Source organism: Streptomyces sp. CRN 30, from assembly GCF_034105845.1.
The window spans coordinates 1-24,031 of the sequence record NZ_JAVRHI010000189.1; the positions used below are offsets into that span (position 1 = coordinate 1).

22 protein-coding genes and 1 pseudogene are annotated in these 24,031 nt (G+C 74.2%); 8 read left to right on the top strand and 15 right to left on the bottom strand.

Features of this window, described 5'->3' with window-relative positions:
* The 5 genes and pseudogenes from entE to fes form a co-directional block, all read right to left on the bottom strand.
* Positions 1–196: pseudogene (gene entE / locus UW392_RS19820) on the bottom strand (2,3-dihydroxybenzoate-AMP ligase); the annotation flags it as partial.
* Positions 187–1,410, bottom strand: a complete 1,224-nt coding sequence (locus tag UW392_RS19825) for an isochorismate synthase (protein WP_320776374.1) — start codon at positions 1,408–1,410, stop codon at positions 187–189. The pseudogene entE and the gene UW392_RS19825, both read right to left, overlap by 10 nt.
* Positions 1,411–1,446: 36 nt before the next feature.
* The gene (locus tag UW392_RS19830; protein ID WP_320776375.1) at positions 1,447–2,232 is read right to left on the bottom strand and encodes a 2,3-dihydro-2,3-dihydroxybenzoate dehydrogenase; all 786 of its coding nucleotides are present in this window, start codon (positions 2,230–2,232) and stop codon (positions 1,447–1,449) included.
* Entirely contained in the window at positions 2,229–3,209 is a 981-nt protein-coding gene (locus UW392_RS19835; protein ID WP_320776376.1) for an ABC transporter substrate-binding protein, read from the bottom strand. The genes UW392_RS19830 and UW392_RS19835 overlap by 4 nt, the downstream gene beginning before the upstream one ends.
* A gap of 58 nt (positions 3,210–3,267) precedes the next feature.
* On the bottom strand, positions 3,268–4,584 hold the full coding sequence (gene fes, locus UW392_RS19840; protein ID WP_320776377.1) for an enterochelin esterase: 1,317 nt from the start codon (positions 4,582–4,584) through the stop codon (positions 3,268–3,270).
* Between the two features lie 177 nt (positions 4,585–4,761).
* On the opposite strand from fes, the gene UW392_RS19845 reads away from it, so the two are divergent.
* The 5 genes from UW392_RS19845 to UW392_RS19865 all read left to right on the top strand — a co-directional run bounded on the left by UW392_RS19845 (position 4,762) and on the right by UW392_RS19865 (position 10,225).
* Positions 4,762–5,814: a FecCD family ABC transporter permease gene (locus UW392_RS19845; protein WP_414496442.1), complete on the top strand. Its 1,053-nt coding sequence runs from the start codon at positions 4,762–4,764 to the stop codon at positions 5,812–5,814.
* A complete protein-coding gene (locus UW392_RS19850) occupies positions 5,811–6,887 on the top strand; it encodes a FecCD family ABC transporter permease (RefSeq protein WP_320776378.1) in 1,077 nt (358 codons plus the stop codon). The genes UW392_RS19845 and UW392_RS19850 overlap by 4 nt, the downstream gene beginning before the upstream one ends.
* Positions 6,888–6,973: 86 nt before the next feature.
* Positions 6,974–7,354 (top strand): hypothetical protein, encoded by a 381-nt coding sequence (locus tag UW392_RS19855; RefSeq protein ID WP_320776379.1) that lies wholly within the window; start codon positions 6,974–6,976, stop codon positions 7,352–7,354.
* Entirely contained in the window at positions 7,351–7,851 is a 501-nt protein-coding gene (locus tag UW392_RS19860; protein WP_320776380.1) for a peroxiredoxin, read from the top strand. The genes UW392_RS19855 and UW392_RS19860 overlap by 4 nt, the downstream gene beginning before the upstream one ends.
* A gap of 19 nt (positions 7,852–7,870) precedes the next feature.
* A complete protein-coding gene (locus tag UW392_RS19865; RefSeq protein WP_320776395.1) occupies positions 7,871–10,225 on the top strand; it encodes a SpoIIE family protein phosphatase in 2,355 nt (784 codons plus the stop codon).
* A gap of 86 nt (positions 10,226–10,311) precedes the next feature.
* Here UW392_RS19865 and UW392_RS19870 read toward each other — a convergent pair whose 3' ends face one another.
* On the bottom strand, positions 10,312–10,944 hold the full coding sequence (locus UW392_RS19870) for a DNA polymerase ligase N-terminal domain-containing protein (protein ID WP_320776381.1): 633 nt from the start codon (positions 10,942–10,944) through the stop codon (positions 10,312–10,314).
* Between the two features lie 42 nt (positions 10,945–10,986).
* Complete coding sequence (locus tag UW392_RS19875; protein ID WP_320776382.1) at positions 10,987–11,817, bottom strand: aldo/keto reductase; 831 nt, start codon at positions 11,815–11,817, stop codon at positions 10,987–10,989.
* 124 nt (positions 11,818–11,941) lie between these two features.
* Here UW392_RS19875 and UW392_RS19880 point away from each other — a divergent pair, with 124 nt between their 5' ends.
* The gene (locus UW392_RS19880; RefSeq protein WP_320776383.1) at positions 11,942–12,949 is read left to right on the top strand and encodes a TauD/TfdA dioxygenase family protein; all 1,008 of its coding nucleotides are present in this window, start codon (positions 11,942–11,944) and stop codon (positions 12,947–12,949) included.
* A 13-nt stretch (positions 12,950–12,962) separates the two neighbouring features.
* Here the strand turns inward: UW392_RS19880 and UW392_RS19885 are convergent, their stop codons facing one another.
* The 4 genes from UW392_RS19885 to UW392_RS19900 form a co-directional block, all read right to left on the bottom strand.
* A complete protein-coding gene (locus tag UW392_RS19885; RefSeq protein WP_320776384.1) occupies positions 12,963–14,468 on the bottom strand; it encodes a metallophosphoesterase family protein in 1,506 nt (501 codons plus the stop codon).
* A 51-nt stretch (positions 14,469–14,519) separates the two neighbouring features.
* Positions 14,520–15,386, bottom strand: coding sequence for an MHYT domain-containing protein (locus tag UW392_RS19890; RefSeq protein WP_320776385.1), 867 nt, complete (start codon positions 15,384–15,386; stop codon positions 14,520–14,522).
* A 140-nt stretch (positions 15,387–15,526) separates the two neighbouring features.
* The gene (locus UW392_RS19895; protein ID WP_320776386.1) at positions 15,527–16,282 is read right to left on the bottom strand and encodes a dienelactone hydrolase family protein; all 756 of its coding nucleotides are present in this window, start codon (positions 16,280–16,282) and stop codon (positions 15,527–15,529) included.
* 63 nt (positions 16,283–16,345) lie between these two features.
* Complete coding sequence (locus UW392_RS19900) at positions 16,346–16,966, bottom strand: L-threonylcarbamoyladenylate synthase (RefSeq protein WP_320776387.1); 621 nt, start codon at positions 16,964–16,966, stop codon at positions 16,346–16,348.
* A gap of 168 nt (positions 16,967–17,134) precedes the next feature.
* On the opposite strand from UW392_RS19900, the gene UW392_RS19905 reads away from it, so the two are divergent.
* A complete protein-coding gene (locus UW392_RS19905; RefSeq protein ID WP_320776388.1) occupies positions 17,135–18,640 on the top strand; it encodes a helix-turn-helix domain-containing protein in 1,506 nt (501 codons plus the stop codon).
* A 146-nt stretch (positions 18,641–18,786) separates the two neighbouring features.
* Here UW392_RS19905 and UW392_RS19910 read toward each other — a convergent pair whose 3' ends face one another.
* The 3 genes from UW392_RS19910 to UW392_RS19920 are packed head-to-tail and all read right to left on the bottom strand — an operon-like array spanning position 18,787 to position 21,328.
* Positions 18,787–19,827, bottom strand: a complete 1,041-nt coding sequence (locus UW392_RS19910; RefSeq protein ID WP_320776389.1) for an NAD(P)-dependent alcohol dehydrogenase — start codon at positions 19,825–19,827, stop codon at positions 18,787–18,789.
* A gap of 42 nt (positions 19,828–19,869) precedes the next feature.
* Complete coding sequence (locus tag UW392_RS19915; protein ID WP_320776390.1) at positions 19,870–20,655, bottom strand: SDR family NAD(P)-dependent oxidoreductase; 786 nt, start codon at positions 20,653–20,655, stop codon at positions 19,870–19,872.
* A 7-nt stretch (positions 20,656–20,662) separates the two neighbouring features.
* Positions 20,663–21,328, bottom strand: a complete 666-nt coding sequence (locus tag UW392_RS19920) for a helix-turn-helix domain-containing protein (RefSeq protein WP_320776391.1) — start codon at positions 21,326–21,328, stop codon at positions 20,663–20,665.
* Between the two features lie 313 nt (positions 21,329–21,641).
* On the opposite strand from UW392_RS19920, the gene UW392_RS19925 reads away from it, so the two are divergent.
* On the top strand, positions 21,642–23,300 hold the full coding sequence (locus UW392_RS19925) for a catalase (RefSeq protein WP_320776392.1): 1,659 nt from the start codon (positions 21,642–21,644) through the stop codon (positions 23,298–23,300).
* A gap of 18 nt (positions 23,301–23,318) precedes the next feature.
* On the opposite strand, the gene UW392_RS19930 is transcribed toward UW392_RS19925, so the two are convergent.
* The coding region (locus UW392_RS19930; protein WP_320776393.1) for a fructosamine kinase family protein at positions 23,319–24,031 on the bottom strand (713 nt) is incomplete at its 5' end.

A 24,031-nucleotide genomic window follows, 5' to 3' on the forward strand; every position in this document is an offset into this window, starting at 1 on the left:
CCAGTTCCCGGTAGGTCCAGGTGCGCCGCTCGGGTGCGGGGTCGACCAGGGCGGTCCGGTCGGGGTGGGCGGCGGCGCGCTCGCGCAGCATGCCGCCGAAGGTCTCCCCGCGCCAGTAGCCGGCGGCGCGGTAGCGCTCGGCGAACTCGGCCGGCCAGGTGGGGGAGTCCACACCGGGGGTGAGGGTCACAGCGATGCTCCAACAGCGTGCAGGAAGGTACGGAACTTGGCGGCGGTCTCCGCCGTCTCCGCCTCCGGGGTGGAGGCGGCCACGACCCCGGCGCCCGCGAACAGCCTGAGGGTGTCGCCCTCGGCCTCGGCACAGCGGATCGTCACGACCCACTCGCCGTCGCCGTCGGCGTCCTGCCAGCCGACCATGCCGGTGTAGGCGCCGCGGTCGAACGGCTCCGACTCGGCTATGACCCGGCGGGCCAGGTCGGTGGGGGTGCCGCACACCGCGGGCGTCGGGTGCAGCGCGGAGGCCAGGTCCAGGGCGGTGGTGTCCGGGCGGGCGAGTTCGCCGGTGACGGTCGTGGACAGGTGCCACATGGCGGCCGTGCGCACCAGCGTGGGCCGCTCGGGCACCTCCAGGGAGGCGCAGAACGGCGCCAGCGCCTCGCGTACGGCGGCCACCACCACGGCGTGCTCGTGCAGGTCCTTCTCGGACTCCAGGAGGGCCACCGCGCGGCGCACGTCCTCCGCGAGGTCCTCGCTGCGCGGCGCCGACCCGGCGAGGGGGTTGGCGGTCAGCAGGCCGCCCTGCCGGGCGACGAGCAGTTCGGGGCTGGCGCCGACCAGGGTCCGGCCGGGGCCGCTGGGCACGGCGAAGGTGTAGCCGGCCGGGTCGCGGCGGGCCAGCCGGCGCAGCATGGCCGGCAGGTCCGGCTCCTGCCCGGAGGTCAGCTCCAGGGTGCGGGCGAGGACGACCTTGTCGAACTCCCCGGCCCGCATCCGGGCCACCGCCGAGGCGACCGCCGCCCCGTAGACCGCGGCCTCCGGCACCTCGCGCACCCGCCAGTCGGGCCGGTCGCCCTCGTGCGGCACGGCGAGGGCCACCAGCGGGTCCTCGCGCAGCGGCGGCGCCCAGTGCACCGACTCGGGCACCGCGAGCGCGGACGGCCCGTCGGGGGCGAAGGGCAGCGCGCCGACGACGACCGGTGCGGCGTTCCCCGCGCGGCGCAGTCCGTCCAGTGTCTCCCGCACCCGCACGGCCGGGGGCCGGGAGTCGTCGGGGACCAGGGCGGTGGTGCCGCGGCCCAGCAGGGTCCGGCGGGGGGTGGCGAGGAAGCGGTCCGTGGTGGGGCGGTAGGCGTCGAGGAGGGAGGTCGCCGCGCCGGGGGAGACGGGCGTGGCGGTGGGGTCGTACGCGGTGGGTTCGTACGCGGTGGTGTCGTGCAGTGAAACGGACATGGCTGTCTCCAGTGGGGTGGGCGTGAGCCGGTGGATTCAGGCCCGCAGGGTCGCGCCGCCGTCGACGTACAGGTCGTGCATCGTGATGTGGCGGGCGCGGTCGGAGGCGAGGAAGACCACCGCGTCGGCGATGTCCGAGGGGTCGGCGATCCGGCCGAGCGGGATGCCCGTGCGGTAGGAGGCGAGGTCGCCCTCGACGACGCGGCGCACCGACGCCTCCTCCTCGCCGGCCGTCCACAGGGCGCGCTGCATGTCCGTCATGGTCGAGCCGGGGGAGACGGTGTTGCAGCGCACTCCCCGCCCGGCGACCTCAAGCCCCAGGCACTTGGTGAACATCACCGCGGCGGCCTTGGAGGCGGCGTAGGCGGCGAAGTTCGCCCGGGGGATGCCGCCCGCGTTGGAGGCGACGGTGACGATGGAGCCCCGGCCGCGCTCCGCCATCGGGCGGGAGACGGCCCGGGAGACGTGGAAGACACCGGTGGTGTTGACCGCGAAGTGCGCGGCCCAGTCGGCGTCGGTCAGTTCGGCGACCGGCGCGTCCCGCAGGATGCCGGCGACGTTCACGGCGATGTCGAGCGGGCCGAGCTCCGTCTCGGTCTCGTCGACGACTGCCTGGACGGCGGCGGCGTCGGTGACGTCGAGCCGCCGGGCGGTGACCCGTTCGCCGAGTTCACCGGCGAGTTCCTCGACGTGGGCGCCGTCGAGGTCGGTGGCGACGACCCGGACGCCCTCCTCGACGAGGGCCCTGACCACGGCGGCGCCGATGCCGCGTCCGGCGCCCGTCACGAGGGCGCGGCGGCCCTGAAGTCCGGCGGCGCTCATGAGGCCAGCGCCTTCGTGAGGTCGTCCAGGACGATCCGCGCGGCGAGCGGGCCGCCGGCGCTGTTCCAGGCGGAGCCCTCCACGACGACGACGTGGCCCTCCTCCTCGGCCTTCAGCTTGCCGAAGTTGGGCACCTTCTCGGCCTCGGCGTACGCCTTCTCGCCGTCGGCCTTGTCGCCGAGGGTGCCGAAGACCAGCCAGTCGGCGTCGATGGTGGAGAGCTTCTCCAGGCTGACCGGCTCGCTGTGCCCGGTGCCCACGCCCTGCTGGTCCTTCGGCCGGTCCAGGCCGAGGGCGGTGATCGTGGAGCCGACGTGGCCCACGCCGCGGCCGACGGCGGACGGGGCGCCGTTCTGCCAGCGGACCACGCTGACGGCCGCGCCCGCGTTGTCGCCGAGCTTGCCCTTGGTGGCGGCCACGTCGTCCTCGAAGCCGCTGACGATCTTCTCGGCCTCCGCCTTCTTGTTGAGGGCGTCGGCGGTGGCCGTGAAGGCCTTCTTCCAGTCCTCGTTGAGCTTGGCGGTGACCACCGTCGGGGCTATCGACTCCAACTTGTCGACCTGCGTCTTCACGGCCGTCGTCTCGTCGAGCAGGATCAGGTCGGGCTGGAGCGCCGCGACCTTCTCCATGTCGGCCTCGGCGACGGTGGCGACCACCTCGGACCCGGCCGCCTTGTCGGCGAGGTAGGTGGAGACGCCCTGCTGACCGCGGCCCGCGGTCGTGCCGACCGGCTCGACGCCGAGCGCGAGGGACGCGTCCAGGGTGGGCTCGCTCAGCGCGACGACCTTCTTCGGCTCGGACGGCACGTCGACCTCGCGGCCCGTGGCGTCGGTGATCTGACGGGTGCCCGACTCCTTGCCGCTCGCGCTGTCGCTGCCGCCGTCGTCACCGCCGCAGCCGGTCAGGAGCACCGCTCCCGTCAGCACGGCGGCGGCGGACGCCAGAAGGGTTCTGCGGGAGGAACGTGCACAGGACATGGAAGAGGGACTCCTCGGTGATGAGTGGATGGGTGAGGGGGGAGAGGGGGTACGGGGGTCAGTCGCCCAGCAGGCGGACCAGGCCGTCGGCGAGGGCGCCGTGCCAGCAGGCGTAGTCGTGGCCGCCGTTGTAGGCGTCGAGGGTGACCGGGTAGCCGGCGGCGCGCAGGGCGTCGTACAGGATGCGGCTGTGGTCGACCATGGAGCCCTCGTGCAGCCCGACGTCCAGGTGGACCGTCAGCGGGCGGCGCGGTACGGACCTGTAGCGCGCGACGAGCCACGGGTCGCCGTAAACGGGCGGTTTGGGTCCGGCCGGCGACGGCAGACCCGGCCGCCACCACAGGGAGGCGGACTGGGCGAGGACGTTGCCGAACCGGTCGGGCCGCAGGTGACCGGCGTACAGCGCGGTCATGCCACCGAGGCTCTGCCCGGCGACGACGGTCCGCCGGGGGTCGGTGGTGAGCGGCCAGCGGCCCGCGGCCCAGGGCAGCAACTCGTCGGCGAGGAACGTCACGAAGGGCTCACGGCCGCCGAGGTCGCGCCAGCGGGTGGTGCGGTCCACGGCGTCCGGCGCCACCACGACGAGCGGCGGCAGCGCCCCGTCGGCGATCATCGCGTCGAGGGTGCCGGCGAAGCCGAGCCGGCCGAACCACATGTCGCCGTCGCACAGGACGGCCACCGGCAGCGGCTCTCCGGCGTGCCGCTCGTGGCCCGGCGGCAGGTACACCCAGGTGTCCCGGTCGCCGACCGGCTCCGCGGCCCGTACCCGGTGGCGTTCGACCCGCCCGGCCGGCACCGGGTCCGGCCGGCCGGTCCACGGCTGGGCGGGGGCGTCGGGCAGGGCGAAGACCGAACTGTCGGCGGGCTGCCAGCGGGTCGCGACCGTACGCCGGTTGAGCGGATCGGCCGCGGTGTGCGCGGAGAGCGAACGCAGCCGCCTCTGGAGGGCGGCCGGGTCCGCCGGGGGCTCGCCGGGCGAGATGTCGGCGGCCAGCCGGTACGAACCGCGGTGGTCGGCGCGGAGCCTGAGCCCCAGGTGCCAGACGTCGGTGCCGGGCACCCGCCGGAGGAGGGATGCGGCCAGGTGGTCCCGGTCGGTGATGCGGTTGCCGGACAACAGCACCTGACGGGTGGCCCGGTGGCCGCGCCACAGGAACGTCACCGCGCGGTGGCCGGGCAGGCCGTCGATCTCCTCGACCAGCGGGGTGCCGAGCCGTTCCGCCTCGCGCCAGAACGCGGCGGCGAGCGCGGCCCGCCGGGCCGCGTCCGCCCCTTCCGTCTCCGCGAGGAGACGGGCGACGCGCGGTCCGGTGAGCCGGACCGGACGGACGTCCGGCGACGCATCGCTCGGGGCTGAACTGGGCAGGGTGGTCATCGGTGTTCTCCGTCAACCGCTGTCTGGGGGTATACAGGGGGCCGAACTGTTGACTAGATCGTCAACAGCACCGGTAAGGGTAGCCTAAGCTAACCACATGTCCTCTGAGATGTATGCACCGCACCGGCCGGACCCGGTGTCCGCCCACCGGTGCCGCCTCCGCACGGCGGAAGACCGGTGAGCGCCGCGACGGCCCCCGCGCCGCCGGACACGGCGCCCGGCACCCGCATCCCGCGCCGCCGGACGGCACTGCGCCCCGCCGGCCTGCTCCTCGGCCTGGTCCTGCTCGCGGCGGCGTTCGCCCTCTCCCTGGCCGTCGGCACCAAGGGAATCCCTCTCGACCAGGTCTGGTCCGGGCTGTTCAGCCCCTCCGGCACCGAGAACGACGCGATCGTGCGGGACCTCAGACTGCCGCGCACCCTCATCGGCGTCGCGGTCGGCGCGGCCCTCGGTCTCGGCGGCGCGGTCATGCAGACCCTGACCCGCAACCCCCTCGCCGACCCCGGGCTGCTCGGCGTCAACGCCGGCGCGTCCGCCGCCGTGGTCACCGCGATCGGGGTCCTCGGCATCACCTCGTTCACCGGGTACCTGTGGTTCGCGCTCGGCGGCGCGGCCTTCGCCGCCACCGCCGTCAACGCCCTCGGCGGCGGCCGCTGGGCCACCCCGGTCCGGCTCGCGCTCGCCGGAACGGCCGTCAACGCGGCCCTCTTCGGCTACGTCAACGGCCTCTCCCTGTGGCACCTCAGCACGCTGGACGAGATGCGGTACTGGTCGGTCGGCACCCTCGCCAAGCGCGACGCGTCGCTGCTGCTGACGGTGGCGCCGCTGCTCGTCGCCGGGGCCCTGCTCGCCTTCGCGCTGGCCCGGCCGCTCGGCGCGATCGCGCTCGGCGAGGACCACGCGCGGGCGCTGGGCACGCGCGTCAAGCGGGTCCGCGTCCTCTCCGTCGTCGCCGTCACCCTGCTGTGCGGCGCCGCGACGGCCGTGTGCGGGCCGATCGGCTTCGTCGGACTGATGATCCCGCACGCCGCCCGCGCGTTCTGCGGACCCGACCCGCGCTGGCTCATGCCGTACTGCGCGGTCTTCGCGCCCGTGCTGCTGCTCGTCTCGGACGTCGTCGGCCGGGTCGTCGTCGCGCCCTCCGAGATCGAGGTCGGCACCGTCACCGCGTTCCTCGGCGGACTCCTCTTCATCTACCTGGTACGACAGCGGAAGGTGGCTCAACTGTGAGCCCGCTGAAGGAGAAGCCGCGTCCGGCTCCACGCCTCGACCCGCGGCGTGGACTGCTGCGCACCGGACGCTGGTCGCTGCGGTTCGACACCCGCACCGTCCTCGTGTGCGCGGTGTTCGCCGTACTGACGGTCCTCGCCATGGTGCTGTCCATCGGGACCGGCACATACGCGCTGTCCCCCGCCGAGGTGGTGCGCACGCTGGCCGGCGACGGACCGCCGGGCGCGGAGTTCGTCGTCCTCGACCTCCGGCTGCCGCGCGCCCTGGTCGCCGCGCTGGTCGGGCTTGGGATGGGCATGGCGGGCGCGGTGTTCCAGTCGCTCACCCGCAACCCGCTCGGCAGCCCCGACATCATGGGCTTCGGCAACGGCGCCTCCGCCGGGGCGCTCGTCGCCATCATCGTCCTGGACGCCGGCGCCTCGCAGACGGCGTTCGGCGCGGTGTGCGGCGGCGTCGCCACCGCCGCGGCCGTCTATCTCCTCGCCTGGAAGCGGGGGGTCCACGGCTACCGGCTCGTGCTCGTCGGCATCGGCGCCTCCGCGGTGCTCGGCGCGGTCACCAGCTTCCTGTACCTGCGCGCCGACATCGGCAAGGCGGCCCAGGCGGCGAGCTGGACGATCGGCTCGCTCAACGCCCGCTCCTGGGGCGACGTCACCGTCGCGGCCCTCGGCCTCGTCCTCTTCGCCCCCGTGGTCCTGCTGTACGCGCGCCGCCTGACGCTGCTGGAGATGGGCGACGACACCGCCGCCGCGCTGGGTGTCCCGCCCGAGCGCAGCCGGCTGGTACTGATCGGCGCCGGTACGGGACTGACCGCGCTGGCCGTCGCGGCGGCCGGCCCGATCCCGTTCGTCGCGATGGCCGCGCCGCAACTGGCCCGCCGGGTGACCCGCGCGGCGGGCCCCAACCTCCTCCCCGCCGCCTGGATGGGCGCCCTCCTCGTGACGGCCGCCGACCTGACCACCCAACGGGTCACCGGCTCCGCACTGCTGCCGGTCGGAGTCCTCACGGGCGTGGCGGGCGGCGCGTATCTGGCGTGGCTGCTGCGGGGGGAGCGGAAGGGTGCCCGGCTGTGACGCCGGACGGGACCGGTCGCCCGATCTGCCGCCCACCCCGGCTTACCGTCGAGTAATATCGCGCGCCAGGCCCCCGAGGAGGAACCGTGTCCCGCTCCGAACGCTCGCCCCTGCTGCTCGCCGGCCTGCTGGCCACCGCGGGCATCGCCCACTTCGCCGCACCGCGCGTCTTCGACTCCATCGTCCCGCGCGCCCTGCCCGGCACCCCGCGCGCCTGGACCTACGCCAGCGGCGCCGCCGAACTCGCGCTGGCCGCCGGGATCGCCCTGCCCCGTACCCGCCCCCTGGCCGCCAGGACCGCGGCGGCCTTCTTCGTCGGGGTCTTCCCCGCCAACGTCAAGATGGCCGTGGACTGGCGCCACCGCCCCACCCCGCAGCGGGCCGCCGCCTACGGACGGCTGCCGCTGCAACTGCCGCTCGTCCTGTGGGCCCGCGGCGTCGCCCGGGGCGGGGAGGGCCGGTCATGAGCGTCCGCACCGGCGACACCGCCCCCGACTTCGCCCTGCCGGACGAGACCGGCACCGAACGGAGCCTGACCGCGCTGCTCGCCGACGGCCCGGTCGTGCTGTTCTTCTACCCGGCCGCGCTCACCGCCGGCTGCACCGCGGAGGCCTGCCACTTCCGCGACCTCGCCGCGGAGTTCGCCGCCGTCGGGGCCCGCCCCGTCGGCGTCAGCGGCGACGCCGTGGAACGCCAGGCCGAGTTCTCCGGGCGCCACTCGCTCGGCATGCCGCTGCTCTCCGACCCCGACGGCACGGTCCGTGACCTGTTCGGCGTACGCCGTGGCTTCAGCCTCGCGCCGACCAAGCGGGTCACCTTCGTCATCGCCCCGGACCGCACGGTGCTCGACGTCGTCCGCAGCGAGCTGCGGATGGCCGCGCACGCCGACCGGGCCCTCGCCGCCCTGCGCGCCCACCCGCGCGACGGTGGCTCCGGGACTGCCGCGGTTGATACCGGGACGTAAAGGGATGATCCTGGACGACATGGAGCACGCCTCCGCTGTGGCGATCGTGGACACCGACGGCCTGGTGACGGGGTGGAGCGAGGGCGCCCACCGCCTGACCGGGTACCCGGCCCGGGAAGCCGTGGGCCGGTCCGTGCGGGACCTGCTCGCCCCGGACGTCCCGGCCGCCGCCGTGTCCGCGCTGTCCGGCACGGTCCGGATGCGGCGTCGCGACGGTTCCACCGTGGAGCTGGCGCTGCGCGGCCGGCCGCTGCTGGGCGCGGACGGCGCCCCGAGCGGCTGGGTGGTCACCACCGGACCGCCGGACGACGGCCCCCTCGTCCTGACCGGCGAGACCTTCCAGCAGTCCTCCCTGTCGATGTCCGTGCACGACACCCGGCAGCGCTACCTCCGGGTCAACGACGCGGCGCTGCGGGTCCTCGGAGTGACCGAGGAGGACCTGCTCGGCCGTGACCTCTCCGAGGCCGTGGAGAGCGTCGAACTCGACGGCTCGGGCTTCCTGCGGCACCTGCGGCAGGTCGCCGAGACCAACCGGCCCGTCCGCTACGACACCCTCACCTCCGACCCCTCCCCCCTCGGCGCACACGCCTGGACGGTGGAGATGTGGCCGATCCGGGACGCCTCCGGCGAGGTGGCCGCCGTCGCCATGGCCGGGTTCGAGACCACCGACCAGTACCGCGCCCGGCAGCGGCTGGCCCTGCTGAACGAGGCCGCCACGGGCATCGGCACCACCCTCGACGTCGTCCGCACCGCCGAGGAGCTGATCGCCCTCCTCGTACCGCGCCTCGCCGACTTCGCCGCGGTCGACCTGCTCGACTGGGTGCTGGGCGAGCAGGAGCCGACGGAGGCGGCCGCCCTGGACGACGTGTCGCTGCGCAGGGCCGCCCACAGCACCGCCGTGGAGGACTTCCCCCGCCCCGTCGCCCATCTGGGCGAACCCGTCGTCCACCCGCCGTACGCGATGCCCGCGCGGGCGCTCAGGGAGGGCCGCGCGGTGCTCAGCGGCCCCGGCGACCCCGACTTCGACCGGTGGATGCGGCTGCGCGACGAGCAGATCCCGCACAACCGCGCCTACCACGCGGGCATCCGCTCGGCCCTCGCCGTACCGCTGCGGGCCCGCGGCACCGTCCTCGGCGTCGTCGTGCTGGCCCGCTCCGCCCCGCTGGACCCCTACGTCGCCGACGACGTGGTCCTGGTCGAGGAACTCGCCAGCCGCGCCGCCGTCTGCGTCGACAACGCCCGTCGGTTCGCCCGGGAGCGCGCCACCGCGCTCGCCCTCCAGCACAGCCTGCTCCCCACCGGCCTGCCGGGCCAGGCGGCGGTGGAGGTCGCCCACCGCTATCTGCCCTCCGCCTCGGCGGCCGGCATCGGCGGCGACTGGTTCGACGTCATCCCGCTCTCCGGCAGCCGGGTCGCGCTCGTCGTCGGCGACGTCGTCGGCCACGGCATCCCCTCCACCGCGACGATGGGCCGCCTGTGCACGGCGGTGCGCACCCTCGCCGACGTCGACCTGCCGCCCGACGAACTCCTCACCCACCTCGACGACCTCGTCACCCACCTCGCGGCGGGCGGCGGGGACGGCGGGAGCGACGAGGTCGCCGAGACCGGCGCGACCTGCCTCTACGCCGTCTACGACCCCGTCTCCCGCCGCCTGACCCTGGCCGCCGCGGGGCACCCGGCCCCCGCCGTCGTCCTGCCCGACGGCACTGTGCGGCTGGTCGCCATGACCGCGGGGCCGCCGCTCGGCGTCGGCGGCCTGCCGTTCGAGGCGACGGAGGTGGAACTGCCCGAGGGCTCCGTCGTCGCCCTGTACACCGACGGTCTGATCGAGGGCCGCGACCGCGACATCGACCAGGCCACCGCCGAGCTGTGCCGGGCGCTGACGGCCCCCGCGGCCTCGCTCGACACCCTGTGCGACACCGTGCTGAAGGCCGTGATGCCGAAGGACGCCGGGGACGACGTGGCCCTGCTGCTGGCCCGCACCCGGGCGCTCGGCGCCGACCAGGTCGCCACCTGGGACATCACCCAGGACCCCGCGCAGGTCGCCGCCACCCGCAACTCCGTCATGGAACGGCTGGCCTCCTGGGGACTCGGGGAGACCGCCTTCGTCACGGAACTGGTCGTCAGCGAGCTGGTCACCAACGCCATCCGGTACGGCGAACCCCCCATCCAGCTGCGGCTCATCCGCGGCGACAGTCTCATCTGCGAGGTCTCCGACGGCAGCTCCACCTCACCGCACCTGCGCCGCGCCCACGCCTTCGACGAGGGCGGCCGTGGCCTGCTGCTGGTCGCCCAGCTCACCCAGCGCTGGGGCAGCCGCCAGACCGACAGCGGAAAGACGATCTGGGCTGAGCAGACGCTCTTCCAGGACTGACTCTTCCAGGACTGGACTGACTCTCAGGACTGGACTGACTCTTTCAAGACTGGACTGGCTCTTTCGGGACTTGCGGGCGTCCGCCTTCAGGGGCGGTCGTCCGCCGCGACCCGGGCCAGGGTCCGCCCGCTGCGGACCGAACGCGCCCGGCGCGGATCGGGCGCACCGCTCCCGGCCGGGCCGCCCGCCGTCTTCACCAGCAGCCACGCCTCCCTGCCCGACCCGTCACCGCCCGACCCGTCGCCGCCCGAGCCGCCGCGGAACCGGGTCAGCGCGTACTCCCCGCGCAGCTTCGAGCCCCTGAGACGGAACCGGGCGTGCCCCCGCTCCAGCGACTGCGCGAAGTCCACGGGCCGGCCCCGGCGGTCGTGGGACAACGGCTCGTACGTGCCGTTGTCCCAGACGATGACCGTGCCGCCGCCGTAGCCGCCGGCCGGGATCACCCCTTCGAACTCCTCGTACTCCAGCGGGTGGTCCTCGGTCGGTACCGCGAGCCGCTTGTCGCCGGGGTCGGCGGACGGGCCCTTCGGCACCGACCAGGACCTGAGCACGTCGGCCACCTGGAGCCGGAAGTCGAAGTGCAGGGTGCTCGCGTCGTGGATCTGCACGACGAACCGCGGTGCGCCCGGCCCGGCACCGTGCGCGTCGCCGCCGGGCTCGGCCGTCCGGCCGAAGTCACGCTTGCCGCGGTACTCCCGCAGCCGGTCCCGTCCGCTCACGACGGCTCCTTCCGACGACACCGGACGGTCCGGGTACCCCGCTCAGAACTCCTCGTGCTCCTCGGGGTCGCCGCCGAGCCGCCGGTGGTCGCCGCCGGCGATCGCCCGCAGCTGCTCCGCGTCCAGCTCGAAGCCGAAGACGTCGAGGTTCTGCCGCTGCCGCCCGGGGTCGGCGGACTTCGGGATCGGCACCGCGCCGAGCTGGGTGTGCCAGCGCAGCACCGCCTGGCCCGGGGTGACCCCGTGTGCCTCGGCCACGGCGGCCACGGCCGGGTCGTCCAGGACGTCGCTGCCGCGGCCCAGCGGGCTCCAGCTCTCGGTGCGGATGCCCTTCTCCTCGTGGAAGGCGCGCAGCTCGGCCTGGGGGAAGAGCGGGTGCAGCTCGATCTGGTTGACCGAGGGCAGCACGCCGGTCTCCTTCTCCAGCCGCTCGATGTGCGCGGCGGTGAAGTTGGAGACGCCGATCGACCGGACCAGGCCGTCCTCACGGAGCTTGATCATGGCCTTCCAGGAGTCGAGGTACCTGTCCACCTTGGGCAGTGGCCAGTGGATGAGATACAGGTCGACGTAGTCCACGCCGAGGCGGGCCCGGGACTGCTCGAAGGAGGCGAGGGTCTCCTCGTAGCCGTGGTGCCGGCCGGGCAGCTTGGTGGTGAGGACGATCTCCTCGCGCGGGACGCCGGAAGCGGACACCCCGAGACCCACGCCGGTCTCGTTGCGGTAGTTGGTCGCCGTGTCGATCAGGCGGTAGCCCAGGCCGAGGGCCTCGGCGACCGCCCGCTCCGCCTCCGCGTCGTCCATCGGCCAGGTGCCCAGGCCCAGGGCGGGGAGCGAGGTGCCGTCGTTCAGTGTGTGTGCCGGGATGTGGGTCACGGGTAGGTGCCTTCCTGGAGAAGAGGGTCCGGCCACCATGTTCCCCAGGGGCACCGCCGCCATACCGCGCGGACGCCGTACCGGTCGCGTGGTGGACGGGTGAGCGACGACCCACGGAGCGCGCATGACGACGGACCGGGCCGGGCGGACGGCCGAGGGCACGGCGCAGGACACGGCGCAGGACACGGCACATGACACGGCGGGGATCGAGGTGCGGCCCGCCGCCGGGCACATCGGCGCCGACATCACCGGTGTCGATCTCGCCGGGGACCTCGACGACACCCAGGTGGCGGCGGTCCGCGCGGCCATCCTGCGCCACAAGGTCGTCTTCTTCCGCGACCAGCGGCTGGACCACGCCGGGCACGTGGCCCTGGCCCGCCGGTTCGGTGAACCCGTCGTCCTGCCCCGGCGGGGCCGGGCGTCCCCGCCGGACGTCCCGGAGGTCGAGACGACCGCCGACCGGCTGGAGCTGGGCGGCCGGTTCGGCATGGAGCACGACGAATGGCTGAGCCGCCGCCGGCACACCCTGCTGCGTGGCTGGCACTGCGACCACGGTGCCCGCGTCGACCCGCCGGCCGCCACGATCCTGCGCGCCGAGACCGTCCCGCCCTACGGCGGCGACACCACCTGGTCCAACCTGGCCGCCGCCTACGCCGGACTCTCCGCGCCCCTGCGGGCGTTCGTCGACGGGCTGCGCGCCGAGCACCGCCTCGGCGTCGGCTACCAGCCCCGGCCGGGCGACGACGCCTACGTCCGCCGCCTCCTGGACCACCAGGTCGCCACCGTCCACCCGCTGGTCCGCGTCCACCCGGAGACGGGGGAGCGGGTGCTCTTCGTCAACGGCTACTACGTCGAGCAGATCACCGGCCTCACCCGCCCGGAGAGCGCCGCCGTGCTCCAGATGCTCCTAGAGCAGGCGACCCGGCCGGAGTACACCGTCCGGTTCCGCTGGGCGCCCGGCAGCGTCGCCTTCTGGGACAACCGGGCCACCATCCATCTGGCGCCGAGCGACAACGCCCACCTGGGCCACCCCCGCGTCATGCACCGGGTGATGCTCGCGGGCGACGTGCCCGTGGGGGCCGACGGCCGCCCGTCCGAACCGCTCACCGGCAGCGAGCCGGGTGTCTGGTGACGGCGCCGGGCCGTCAGAGAAGCGGAATGATCACCTCGTCCTCGACCGGCGGGTCGAGCTCCTGGGCCCGGTTGCCCGTCGCGGCGTAGCAGCGCAGCCGTATCGCCTCCGGACCGACGTCGAGGCGCAGGAAGCACTTGAAGAACGGCGGGCTGTACGTCGCCGAACCAGGCGAGAACAGCGACGTGTAGATCTTCCGCACCGGCAGCCGGAATCGTTTCCTCTTCTCGGGGCGGCGCCCGGTCCCCAGCAGCCCGGCCACCAGCCGGACCCGCCGGGTCACCCGCGCCGCCGCCCCGCCCGGCGCACGCGTCGGCCCGATCCCGAGGCGCTCGGCGATCACGGCCGTCGCCTCGGCCTCGGTGAGGGTGAAGAACCGCCGCAGCCGCAGCCGCCGCCCGTAGAGCGTGCTGTAGAACGCGAGGGAGTCGCCGCGCAGCGGGTAGCAGCGGAAGTCCTCCTCGGTGACCCCGCCGACCTGCACGCGCGGGATCGTGTGCGTGGCGTGCATGAACGCCCCGCCGCCGCCCGCGACCACGTACTGGACCGTCCGCCCGCCCACGTCCACCGGATAGCGCTGGTAGTTGTGGATGTCGCCGCCGATCGCCGCGACGTAGTGGTGCTCCGGGTCGCGGACGATCTCGTCGACCGTGCCGCCGCCCTCGATCGCGCACGGATGGTGCTCCCCGTCGACGTACAGCGGTGACCCGGTGACGAGGATCTTCGGCCGCGGCCCCCGCGACACCTCCCGCAGCCACGCCCCCTGTTCGGCGTCGACCGTGCCGAGCAGCCCCGTGTCGATGCCGACGATCCGCACCGGACCGGCGTCGATCGCCCAGTACGGCCCCGGCTGTTCGGCGCGCTGGGCGGGTGCCGAACGCAGCGCGCGGGCCTCGTCGAGACGGCGGCCGTCGGCCGCGCGCGGCCGGTGCCACAGCAGTGAGCGCAGCCACGCCCGGCTCGGCGGCCTGGGCTTCTCCTCCCGCTCCAGCGGCGGCGCGTCACCGCAGAAGACCCGCATGAAGCCGCCGAGGTCCTCGTACCAGTCGTGGTTCCCGGGTATCGCGTAGATCGGTGCCCGGTAGTCCTGGTACGGGCGGAAGAACTTCGTGCCGTAGTCGTCGGCGGCGCCCACCGGATAGATCACGTCGCTGGCGAGGACCGCGAACCTGGTGTCCCCGCCCGCCCGCAACAGCCCCGGGACGACGGCGTACTGCGGGTCGTCGCCCTCCCCGGTGTCGCCGATGACCAGGAAGGAGAACCGGTCCGGGTCGTCGCGGCGGATCACCTTGTCGGCGGGGACGCCGGCCGCCGTGCGCTGCGCGACCCAGCGCGAGCGGGTGCGGCCGGTCGGGTCGCCGAACCAGGAGGCCAGTACACCGTTGCGGGCGGCCCAGAGCATCCGGGGGTCGAACCAGGAGATCTTCTCGACCCGCTCCGGCATGAGCTGCTTGTACGCACCGCGTTCCGCGGTGCCCCAGCCGGCGCCTTCGGCGGTGTCACGTGAGGAGTCAGACATCCCGGCACCGTAACAACGCCCCACCCGCGCGGCGGAACGGGGGAGTACGGATCAACGACGGCCGCGCGGCGAGGAGTTCGCGCGCGGTGCCGGACGCGGGTACGGCGCACCGCCGGACGGGCCGCCCGGACCGGACGGCGGAGCCGGGGCGCGGCGCCCGGCACCGGGCCTGCTCCACTCGCCCTCGCCGAGCACCAGCAGCGGATCGAACATCACCACCACCCCGGCGAGGAGCAGGAACACCACCGGGCCGAGCAGCATCGGCAGCAGCAGCGAGGCGGCCGAGTTGCCCGCCCACGAACCGCCCGGCGTGCCGTGCACGTGGACGCTGACGGCGGCCATCCCCGTGTAGTGCATCCCGGACACCGCGACGCCCATGACCAGGCTGGCACCGAGACTGGCGAGGAACCCCCGCACCGTGACCGCCGCCCACAGCGCGGCGGTCGCCGCGGCCACGGCGACGACCAGGGAGAGCCCGACCGTCAGGGGGTCGTAGCCGATGTCACCGTCCAGGCGCAGCGCCGCCATGCCCAGGTAGTGCATGGCGGCGACGCCGAGCCCGGTGACCAGGCCCGCCAGCGCCAGCGTGCCGCGCCCGGCCCCGCGGTAGCCCACCGTGAAGACACCGGCGCCGACCACGACGACCGCCACGACGAGGCTGAGCACGGTGAGCGGGACGTCGTAGCGGATGCGGGTCTCCTCGACCCGGAAGCCCATCATGGCGATGAAGTGCATCGTCCAGATGCCGCAGCCGATCGACGCCGCGCCCAGCCCGAGCCACCCGGCCTTGAAGGAGTGGGCGTTGAGCAGCGACCGGACCGTGCAGCGCAGGCCCAGCGCGCCGCCCAGGCAGGCCATCAGATAGGCCGCCACCGGGGTGACGAGCCCGTACCGGAACCCGTCGACCGTGCCTTCCATGCCAACTCCCCCCGAAGCCCTGGCAGATGCAGCACGGTTTTACGGCGCCGGGCCGTGCAATTGCAAGAGCCCGTGGGAGGCGAGGTGAAACGTCCTCTTCCGGAATGACTCCCTCAGCGGATATCCGGGGGCGAAACCCTTCAGAACGACCGCTTCAGCAGGTCCAGCAGCGCCGCCCAGTGCCGCTCGGTCGCCTCGGCGTCGTACGCGGCGGTGTCGGCCTGCGTGTACCCGTGCGGGGCCCCGGCGTACACCTCGCAGCGGTGCCGGACCCCGGCCTCCGTCAGCGCCGCCTCCAGCCGCTCCTGCTGCTCCGGTGGCATTGACGCGTCCTGGTCGGCGTGGGCGAAGTACACCTCGGCGGTGACCCGGTCGGCCAGCAGGTGCGGGCTGTCCGGGTCCTCGCTCGCCAGCGCGGCGCCGTGGAAGCCGGCCGCCGCGGCCACCCGGTCCCCGAAGGTGCCCGCCGTGTACAGCGCGAGCCGCGCGCCGAAGCAGTAACCGGTCACCGCCACCGGCCCGTCGGCCGTCTCCGGACGCGCCGCCAGCCAGTCCAGGTACGCCCCGGCGTCCCGCATCGCCAGGTCCGGGGTGAGCGACCGCATGACGGGCCAGAGGTGCTCGAAGATCCCCGGCCGCGCCGCCGGGTCGATGAAGTCGGGCAGCTCCACGACGGGCGCGCGTCCGTGGCGGTAGAAGACGTTGGGCACCAGCACGGTGTACCCGGCGCCGGCCAGCCGGTCGGCCATGGACCGCAGCTGCCGCCGCAGCCCGAAGGCGTCCATGTAGAGGAGGACCGCGGGGTGCGGCCGCCCGTCGTCCGGGTGCGCGAGGTACGCGTCGGCGGTGCCGTCCCCGGTGGTGATGTCCACTGCTGTTCCCTGTACGGCGGTCATGGCGGGTCTGCCTCCTGGTGGGCCGGGGTGGTGGTCGATCATCGTGGCACGCGCGGACGCCGGTCACTCGAACCGGCTGATGTCCCCCGCGCCCCGGCGCACGATCTCCGCCTCGCCGTTTGAGAAGTCGACCACCGTCGTCGGCTCCGTGCCGCACTCCCCGGAGTCGACCACCGCGTCCAGCACGTGGTCGAGCCGGTCCTTGATCTCCCAGCCCTGGGTCAGCGGCACCTCCTCGTCGGGGAGCAGCAGTGTGCTGGAGAGCAGCGGTTCGCCCAGCTCCGCGAGGAGCGCCTGGGTGACGACGTGGTCCGGGATGCGCACGCCGACGGTCTTCTTCTTCGGGTGCTGGAGCACGCGCGGCACCTCGCGGGTCGCGGGCAGGATGAAGGTGTAACTGCCGGGCGTCGACGCCTTCACGGCCCGGAACACGTCGTTGTCGATCCGCACGAACTGCCCGAGCTGCGCGAAGTCCTGGCACACCAGCGTGAAGTGGTGCCGGCTGTCCAGGCGCCGGATGGAGCGGATGCGGTCGATGCCGTCCCGGCTGCCCAGCCGGCAGCCGAGCGCGTAGCAGGAGTCCGTCGGGTAAGCGATCAGCGCGTCCGCCCTGATGCTGTCGGCGATCTGGCCGATGCTGCGCGGCTGGGGGTTGTCGGGGTGCACGTCGAAGTACTTCGCCATCCGCCGAGCTTATGCCCGGCGCGGCCGGCGGCCGAGCAGGCCCGGTCACAGGCCCCTCCGTGCCCGGTACGCGACCGCGGCCCCCGGTGGAGTCCGCAGGTGGGGTACGGTCCCCCGACCGGCCCGGCAGACGGGCGCGGGAGGGCGTGACGAGAGGAGAACGCGGACGTGGCGGGCCGGGAGGAGACCAGCGGACAGGCGCGGTGGGCGGAGGAGCTGCTGGGCCGGCTGAGACCGGCCGGGGACGACCTCGACGGGGTCGTGGGCTGGCTCGCCGACGCCGTGGACGCCACCGTCTCGCTGCGCGACGGAGCCGGGGAACCGCTGGCCGGCGCCCCGGCGGAACTGGACGAGGCCCTGGTGCGGGACCTGGCCACCGGCCGCATCGCCGCCGCGGCCTACCAGGACGGCGGCCGGCACCTGCGCCTGGTCCGGGTGGACAGCGGCGGTCCGGGCCCGGCCGCCGTGCTCGCGGTGGCCCGCACCGCCCCCTTCGACCGCCCGGCCGCCGGCATCGTCACCAACACCGCGCAGGTCATGGCCCTGCTGCTGGCCGCCCGCGCGTCGGCCGAGGCCGGTTACCGGCTGGAGCGGGCCACCGCCGACCTGCGCCTGGCCATCCTGCAACTGCTGATGGTCGAGGAGATCGTCTCCGCGCGCCGCGTGGCCGCCGGGTTCTGGCCCGGACTGCTCGACACCGACACCGCCAGCGTCTACGTCGTCGAGACCGAACCGGCCGCGCGCGACCGGCTCGCGCGCGAGTGCCGCGACGAGACCCGGGAGGGCGCCCTCGTCGTCCGCTGCCCCGCCATGGACGGCCACGTCATCGTCGTAGCGCCGGGCGAGAGCACCGGGGACGAACTGCGCACCCTCGTCGGCCGCCACCCCGGGACCCTGCTCGGCGGCAGCGTCCGGCAGAGCCTGGTCCGCACCGCCACCGCCTACACCCAGGCGGTCAGTGCCCTGGCCGTCGCCCGCATCCGCCCCGGGAGAGCGGCCGTGTACGCCGAGCGGACCCGCCCCGAACTGCTGATGGACCACGCGTCGCTGCACGCCTGGGCCGCCCACGTGCTGCGCCCGCTCGACTCCCTGCCGCACCACACCCGGGCCGAGCTGCTCGCCACCACCCGGCTGGGCCTGGGGTTCACCGCCGTCAGCGCGGCCAAGGTCCTCGGCGTCAGCCGGAACACCGTCCGCGCCCGCATGGACCGGGTCGAGTCGCTCCTCGGCACGGACTTCGACGACCTCACCGTCCGCGCCACCGTCCACGTCGCCCTCAACGCCGAGGCGGGCTCCGCCGTGCATCCCGGCGAGGAGCGCCCCGGCACCGACCGGGTCCGCCTGACCGACCTGCTGGCCGGGACCGCGCTGCGCACCTGGGCCGAGGAGCTGCTGGCCCGCCTCGACCGGGACAGCCGCGACCTGCGGCGCACCCTGCGCACCTGGATCGCCGTCGGCGCCAACGCCGAACGGACCGCGCGTGAGCTGGGCCTGCACCCGCAGACCGTGCGGGACCACATCCGCTCCGCGGAACCGGCCGTAGAACGCCGGCTGCTCGACGGCGGCGCCGACCTGTACGAGATCGTGCTGGCCTTCCTGGCCGCCGGCGAGCTGGACCGCCCCGCGCTGCGCGGGACGACCCGGGACGATCCGGACTCACCTGTGCACGGGTGAGTCCTCAGCCCTGATCAGCGGGCACCGGCGCGCTTCACAGTGCCCGGCCCTCGGCCGTAGGTTCGAAACACACCGCGGGGGGCGCGACCGGCACGGGGGACCGGTCGCGCCCCCGCGTGTGTGTGCACGCGGACGGGCGTGGGAGATCAGCCGCCCGGCAGGATCACCGCGCGGCCGTTGACCTTGCCCTCGTGGAGCCGCTCGTAGGCGAGCGGGGCCTCGTCGAGGGAGTAGGTCTCGGTGTGCACCGACACCGCGCCCGCGCGGGCCAGCGACAGCACCTCCATCAGCTCGCTGCGGCTGCCCCAGTAGGGGGCGCTGACCGACACCTCGAACGGCGTGAGGCCGAAGCCGACCGGGAACGGCGCGCCGCCGATGCCGACCAGCGTGACGTCGGCCTCGACGCCGGCTATGCCCGCGGCGGTCTTGACGGTCGGCGCGATGCCGACGAAGTCGAAGACGGCCTGGGCGCCGAGCGCGCCGGTGAGCCCCCGGACCGCGTCCACGGCCCCGGCGTCGGACAGCACCGTCTCGTGGGCGCCGACCTCACGGGCGAGGCGCAGCTTGTCCTCGCTGACGTCGAGGGCGATGACCCGGGCGGAGGTCAGCGTGCGCAGCAGCTGGATCGCGACGTGACCGAGGCCGCCGGTGCCGATGACCACGGCGGTGGAGCCGGGGCCGAGCTTGGGCAGCGACTTCTTGATCGCGTGGTACGGGGTCAGCCCGGCGTCGGTCAGCGGCACCGCCGCGACCGGGTCGAGGCCGTCCAGCGGGACCAGGTGCCGGGGGTCGTCGATGAGCAGGTACTCCGCCATCGAGCCGGGACGGCCGAGGCCGGGCGGGTGGATGCCCAGCTCGTCGGCGCGCAGGCAGTAGTTCTCCTTGCCCTCCGCGCACTTGGCGCAGGCGCCGCAGCCCCAGGGGCCGTAGACGGCGACCGCGTCGCCCTCGCTCAGACCGGTCACGCCGTCGCCCAGCGCGGCGACCGTGCCGACGCCCTCGTGGCCGAGGGTGAGCGGGAGCTCATAGGGGAAGCCCTCGGCGGGCCAGCTCATCACCGCGATGTCCGAGTGGCAGACACCGGCGGCGGTGACCTTCAACAGCACCTGGCCGGGCCCGGGTTCCGGGTCGGGGACCGTGACCACCTCGGGGGGTGCCCCGATGGTGCGGTACTGCAGTGCCTTCATGGTCGAACTCCTTCGTTCTGTCCTTCGTTCTTCCCGAGGGGCTCAGACGGCGGTGTAGGCGCCGTCGACCAGGTGGTAGCTGCCCGCGATGAAGGACGCGCGGTCCGACAGCAGGAAGACGATCAGCTCGGCGACCTCCTCGGAGGTGCCCAGGCGGCCGGCCGGGTGCAGGGCGACCAGACCGTTGTAGGCGTCCTGGTCCATGGTCTTCAGCAGCGGCGTCTCGATGAAGCCGGGGCCGACCGCGTTGACGCGGATGCCCTTGGCGGAGTACTCGGCGGCGGCCGTCTCGGTCAGCCCGACCACGCCGTGCTTGGCGGCGACGTACGCGGCGGAGCCGGCGAAGCCGACCTTGCCGAGGATGGAGGCGACGTTGACGATGGCGCCGCCCTTGCCCGCGGCCTCGATGACGGGCAGCTCGTAGCGCATCGAGTAGAAGACGCCGTCCAGGTTGGTGCGCACGACACGGCTGTAGGCGTCGACGTCGTACTCACCGGTGGGGGCGCTGGGGCCGCCGATACCGGCGTTGTTCACGGCCAGCTCCAGCGAGCCGAAGGTGTCGACGGCGAACTTCACGGCCGCCTCGACGGACTCGGGGCTGGTCACGTCCAGGGCGACGGCGGCGGCCTCGACGCCCTCGGCCTTCAGCTCGGCGGCGGCCTTCTCGGCGCCCTCGGCGTTGTAGTCGGCGATGACGACCTTGGCGCCGCCGGCGCCGAGCCGGCGGGCGGTGGCCAGGCCGATGCCGGAGGCGGCGCCGGTGACGAGGGCCGTCCTGCCGGAGAACTCGGTCCCGTAGTCGGTGACGGGGGTACCCGAAGTGCTCATGGTGCTTTCACTCTTTCGTGGTGTTCTCGGCGGTCGCGGTCGCGATCTCCGAAGTCAGGGCGTCGTAGGCCCGCTCCACGAGGGCGGCGAGGTCTGCGGCGCCGGGGTTCGCCTCGCCGCCGCGGGCCCAGACGCGCAGGGCGGCGACGAGGACTCCGGCGGCGGCGTCGACGACGGCGGCCGGGCGCACGTCCCGGTCGCTGTCCGTGCCGAGCCGGTCGGCGATGATCCGGATCGACTCCTCCTGGGCGTCGACCCGGATGCGCTGGTAGGCGCCGAAGAGGGCGGGCTCGCTGTCGACCAGGGCCAGCAGCCGCCGCAGCCGCGGGCGCAGCTGCATCGGGGGGTCCTCCGGGTCGGCCAGCCAGGCGTGCACCGCCCGGCGGTAGGCGAGCAGCGGCGGCTCGTCGGCGGGACGGCCGCGCAGCAGTTCGTTGATGCGGTCACCGTCGCGGCGCACGAAGTCGAGGGCGGCGTCCTCCTTGCCGGCGAAGTGCCGGCTGAAGGTGCGGCGGGTGACGTCCGCGCGCTCGGCGATGGCCTCCACGGTCGTCGCCGCGGTGCCCTGGCGCAGGATCAGGTCGCACGCGGCGTCCGCCAGCGCGTCCCGGGTCCGCCGGGCCTTGCGCCGACGCCGGTCCTCCGGTCCGTCCAGGGGCTTCGCTGCCGTCATGCCTCCCACGGTACACCTCGAAGTGTCTCAGTGGGACACATGTCCCGTCGGGTCATCTGTCCCACCGGGTCACGATCCGCGGCGCCGGAATTCCCGGGCGGATCACGACTCCGGAGTGCCCGGGACCCTCCGTCCACGATGCGCCGTTCGGCGGTGACCGGCCAGTCGCGAGGGGCCCCGCGGCGTGCGAGTGTCCTTGAGTGACTGACCCCGCGCGGCCGGGTACCCGGGACGCCCACGCGACCGGCCGACGGCCGCCGCCTCGTGACGCGCACGTCCGCGGCGGCCACGAGTCCAAGGAGCTGCAAGCGCAATGACCGACGTATCGAGCCAGGGTCCCGCCGCAGGCGACGACCGGCGGGTGCTCACCAACCGGCAGGGACACCCGGTCTACGACAACCAGAACCAGCGCACCGTCGGCGCCCGCGGGCCCGCCACGCTGGAGAACTACCAGTTCCTGGAGAAGATCAGCCACTTCGACCGGGAACGCATCCCCGAGCGCGTCGTGCACGCCCGCGGCGTCACCGCCTACGGCTACTTCGAGGCGTACGGCGCCTGGGGCGACGAGCCGGTCGACCGCTACACCCGCGCCAAACTCTTCCAGGAGCGCGGCAAGCGCACCGACATCGCGCTGCGCTTCTCCACCGTCATCGGCGGCCGCGACTCCTCCGAGGCCGCCCGCGACCCGCGCGGCTTCGCGGTGAAGTTCTACACCGAGGACGGCAACTGGGACCTCGTCGGCAACAACCTGGGCGTCTTCTTCATCCGGGACGCCATCAAGTTCCCCGACGTCATCCACGCGCTCAAGCCCGACCCGGTCACCTTCGAGCAGCAGCCCCGGCGCATCTTCGACTTCATGTCGCAGACACCGGAGTGCATGCACATGCTGGTCAACCTCTTCAGCCCGCGCGGCATCCCCGCCGACTACCGCCACCAGCAGGGCTTCGGCGTCAACACGTACAAGTGGGTGAACCAGGCCGGCGAGACCAAGCTGGTCAAGTACCACTGGATGCCCAAGGCCGGCGTGCGCAGCATGACCGAGGAGGACGCCGCCAACGTGCAGGCCGACTCCCTCGGCCACGCCACCAAGGACCTCTACGAGTCCGTCGCCCGCGGCGACTACCCCGAGTGGGAGCTGCTCGTCCAGATGATGGACGACCACGACCACCCGGAGCTGGATTTCGACCCGCTGGACGACACCAAGACCTGGCCCGAGCAGGACTTCCCGCCCAAGCCGGTCGGCAAGATCGTGCTGAACCGGATGCCGGACAACTACTTCGCCGAGAACGAGCAGATCTCCTTCGGCACCGGCGTCCTCATCGACGGCCTGGACTTCTCCGACGACAAGATGCTGGTCGGCCGGACCTTCTCCTACAGCGACACCCAGCGCTACCGGGTCGGCCCGAACTACCTCCAGCTCCCCGTCAACCAGGCCAAGCACGCCACCGTGCACACCAACCAGCGCGACGGGCAGATGGCGTACCACGTCGACGGCGGCGACAACCCGATCGTCAACTACGAGCCGTCGATCACCGACGGCAGCCTGCGCGAGGCCCAGTACCCGACCCACGACGAACAGGGACCGGAGATCCGCGGCCGGATCACCCGCAAGCGCATCCCGCGCACCAACGACTACCTCCAGGCCGGGCAGCGCTACTGCCTGATGGAGCAGTGGGAGCGCGACGACCTGGTGAAGAACTTCACCGACCTCATCTCGCAGTGCGAGCGGCCGGTGCAGGAGCGCATGGTCTGGCACTTCCTGCTGGTCGACAACGACCTCGGGCTGCGCGTCGGCGAGGGCCTGGGCATCGGCCCCGACGACGTGGCGGGCCTGAAGCCGCTGGCGAGCCAGGACCTGACGGACGAGGACCGGGAGCGGCTGTCGAACCTCGGCAAGAACCCGCCGCGCGACGTCGAGGGCCTCACCATGACCCACTGCGTCCCGAACGAGCGGCACGTCGTCACCCGCTGACGGCCCGAGCCGCCCGGCTCAGCCGGACAGGGCCCCGCGGGCGACCGCGAGGACCTGTCCGGCGTACCCCCGGCCGAACAGCACGGTGTGCACCAGCAGCGGGAAGAGCCGGTGCGGGCCGACCCGGTCCCGCCAGCCGGCCGCGAGCGGCGCGGCCGCGTCGTAGGCGGCCAGAACGTCCTCAAGGTGCGGGCAGCCGAAGAGGCCGAGCATCGCCAGGTCGGTCTCCCGGTGCCCGCCGTGCGCGGCCGGGTCGATCAGGTGGACCGCGCCGTCGGCGCCCCACAGCACGTTGCCGCTCCACAGGTCGCCGTGGAGCCGGGCCGGCGGCTCGGCGGGCCCCGCCAGCGCGGGCAGCCGCTCGCAGACCCGCTCGACGTCGGCCGCCTCGGCGCGGCGCAGCGTGCCGTCGTCGACCGCGCGCCGCAGGTACGGCAGCACCCGGTGCTCCGCGTACCAGGACGGCCAGTCGCCGCCGGGCACGTTGGCCATCGGCGCGTCCCCGATGTACGCGTCGCGCGGCCCGTCCGGCGGCGCGGCACCGAAGGCGGGCGCCCCCGCCGCGTGCAGCGCCGCCAGCTCCCGCCCGAACCGCTCGGCGGCCTCCCGGGTCGGCCGGCCCTCCCGCACCAGGTCGGTGACGAGCCACCGCCGGTCCGCGCCGCGCACCTCGGGCACCCGGACCGCCCCCGCGGCGGCCAGCCAGCGCAGGCCCGCCGCCTCGGCGCGGA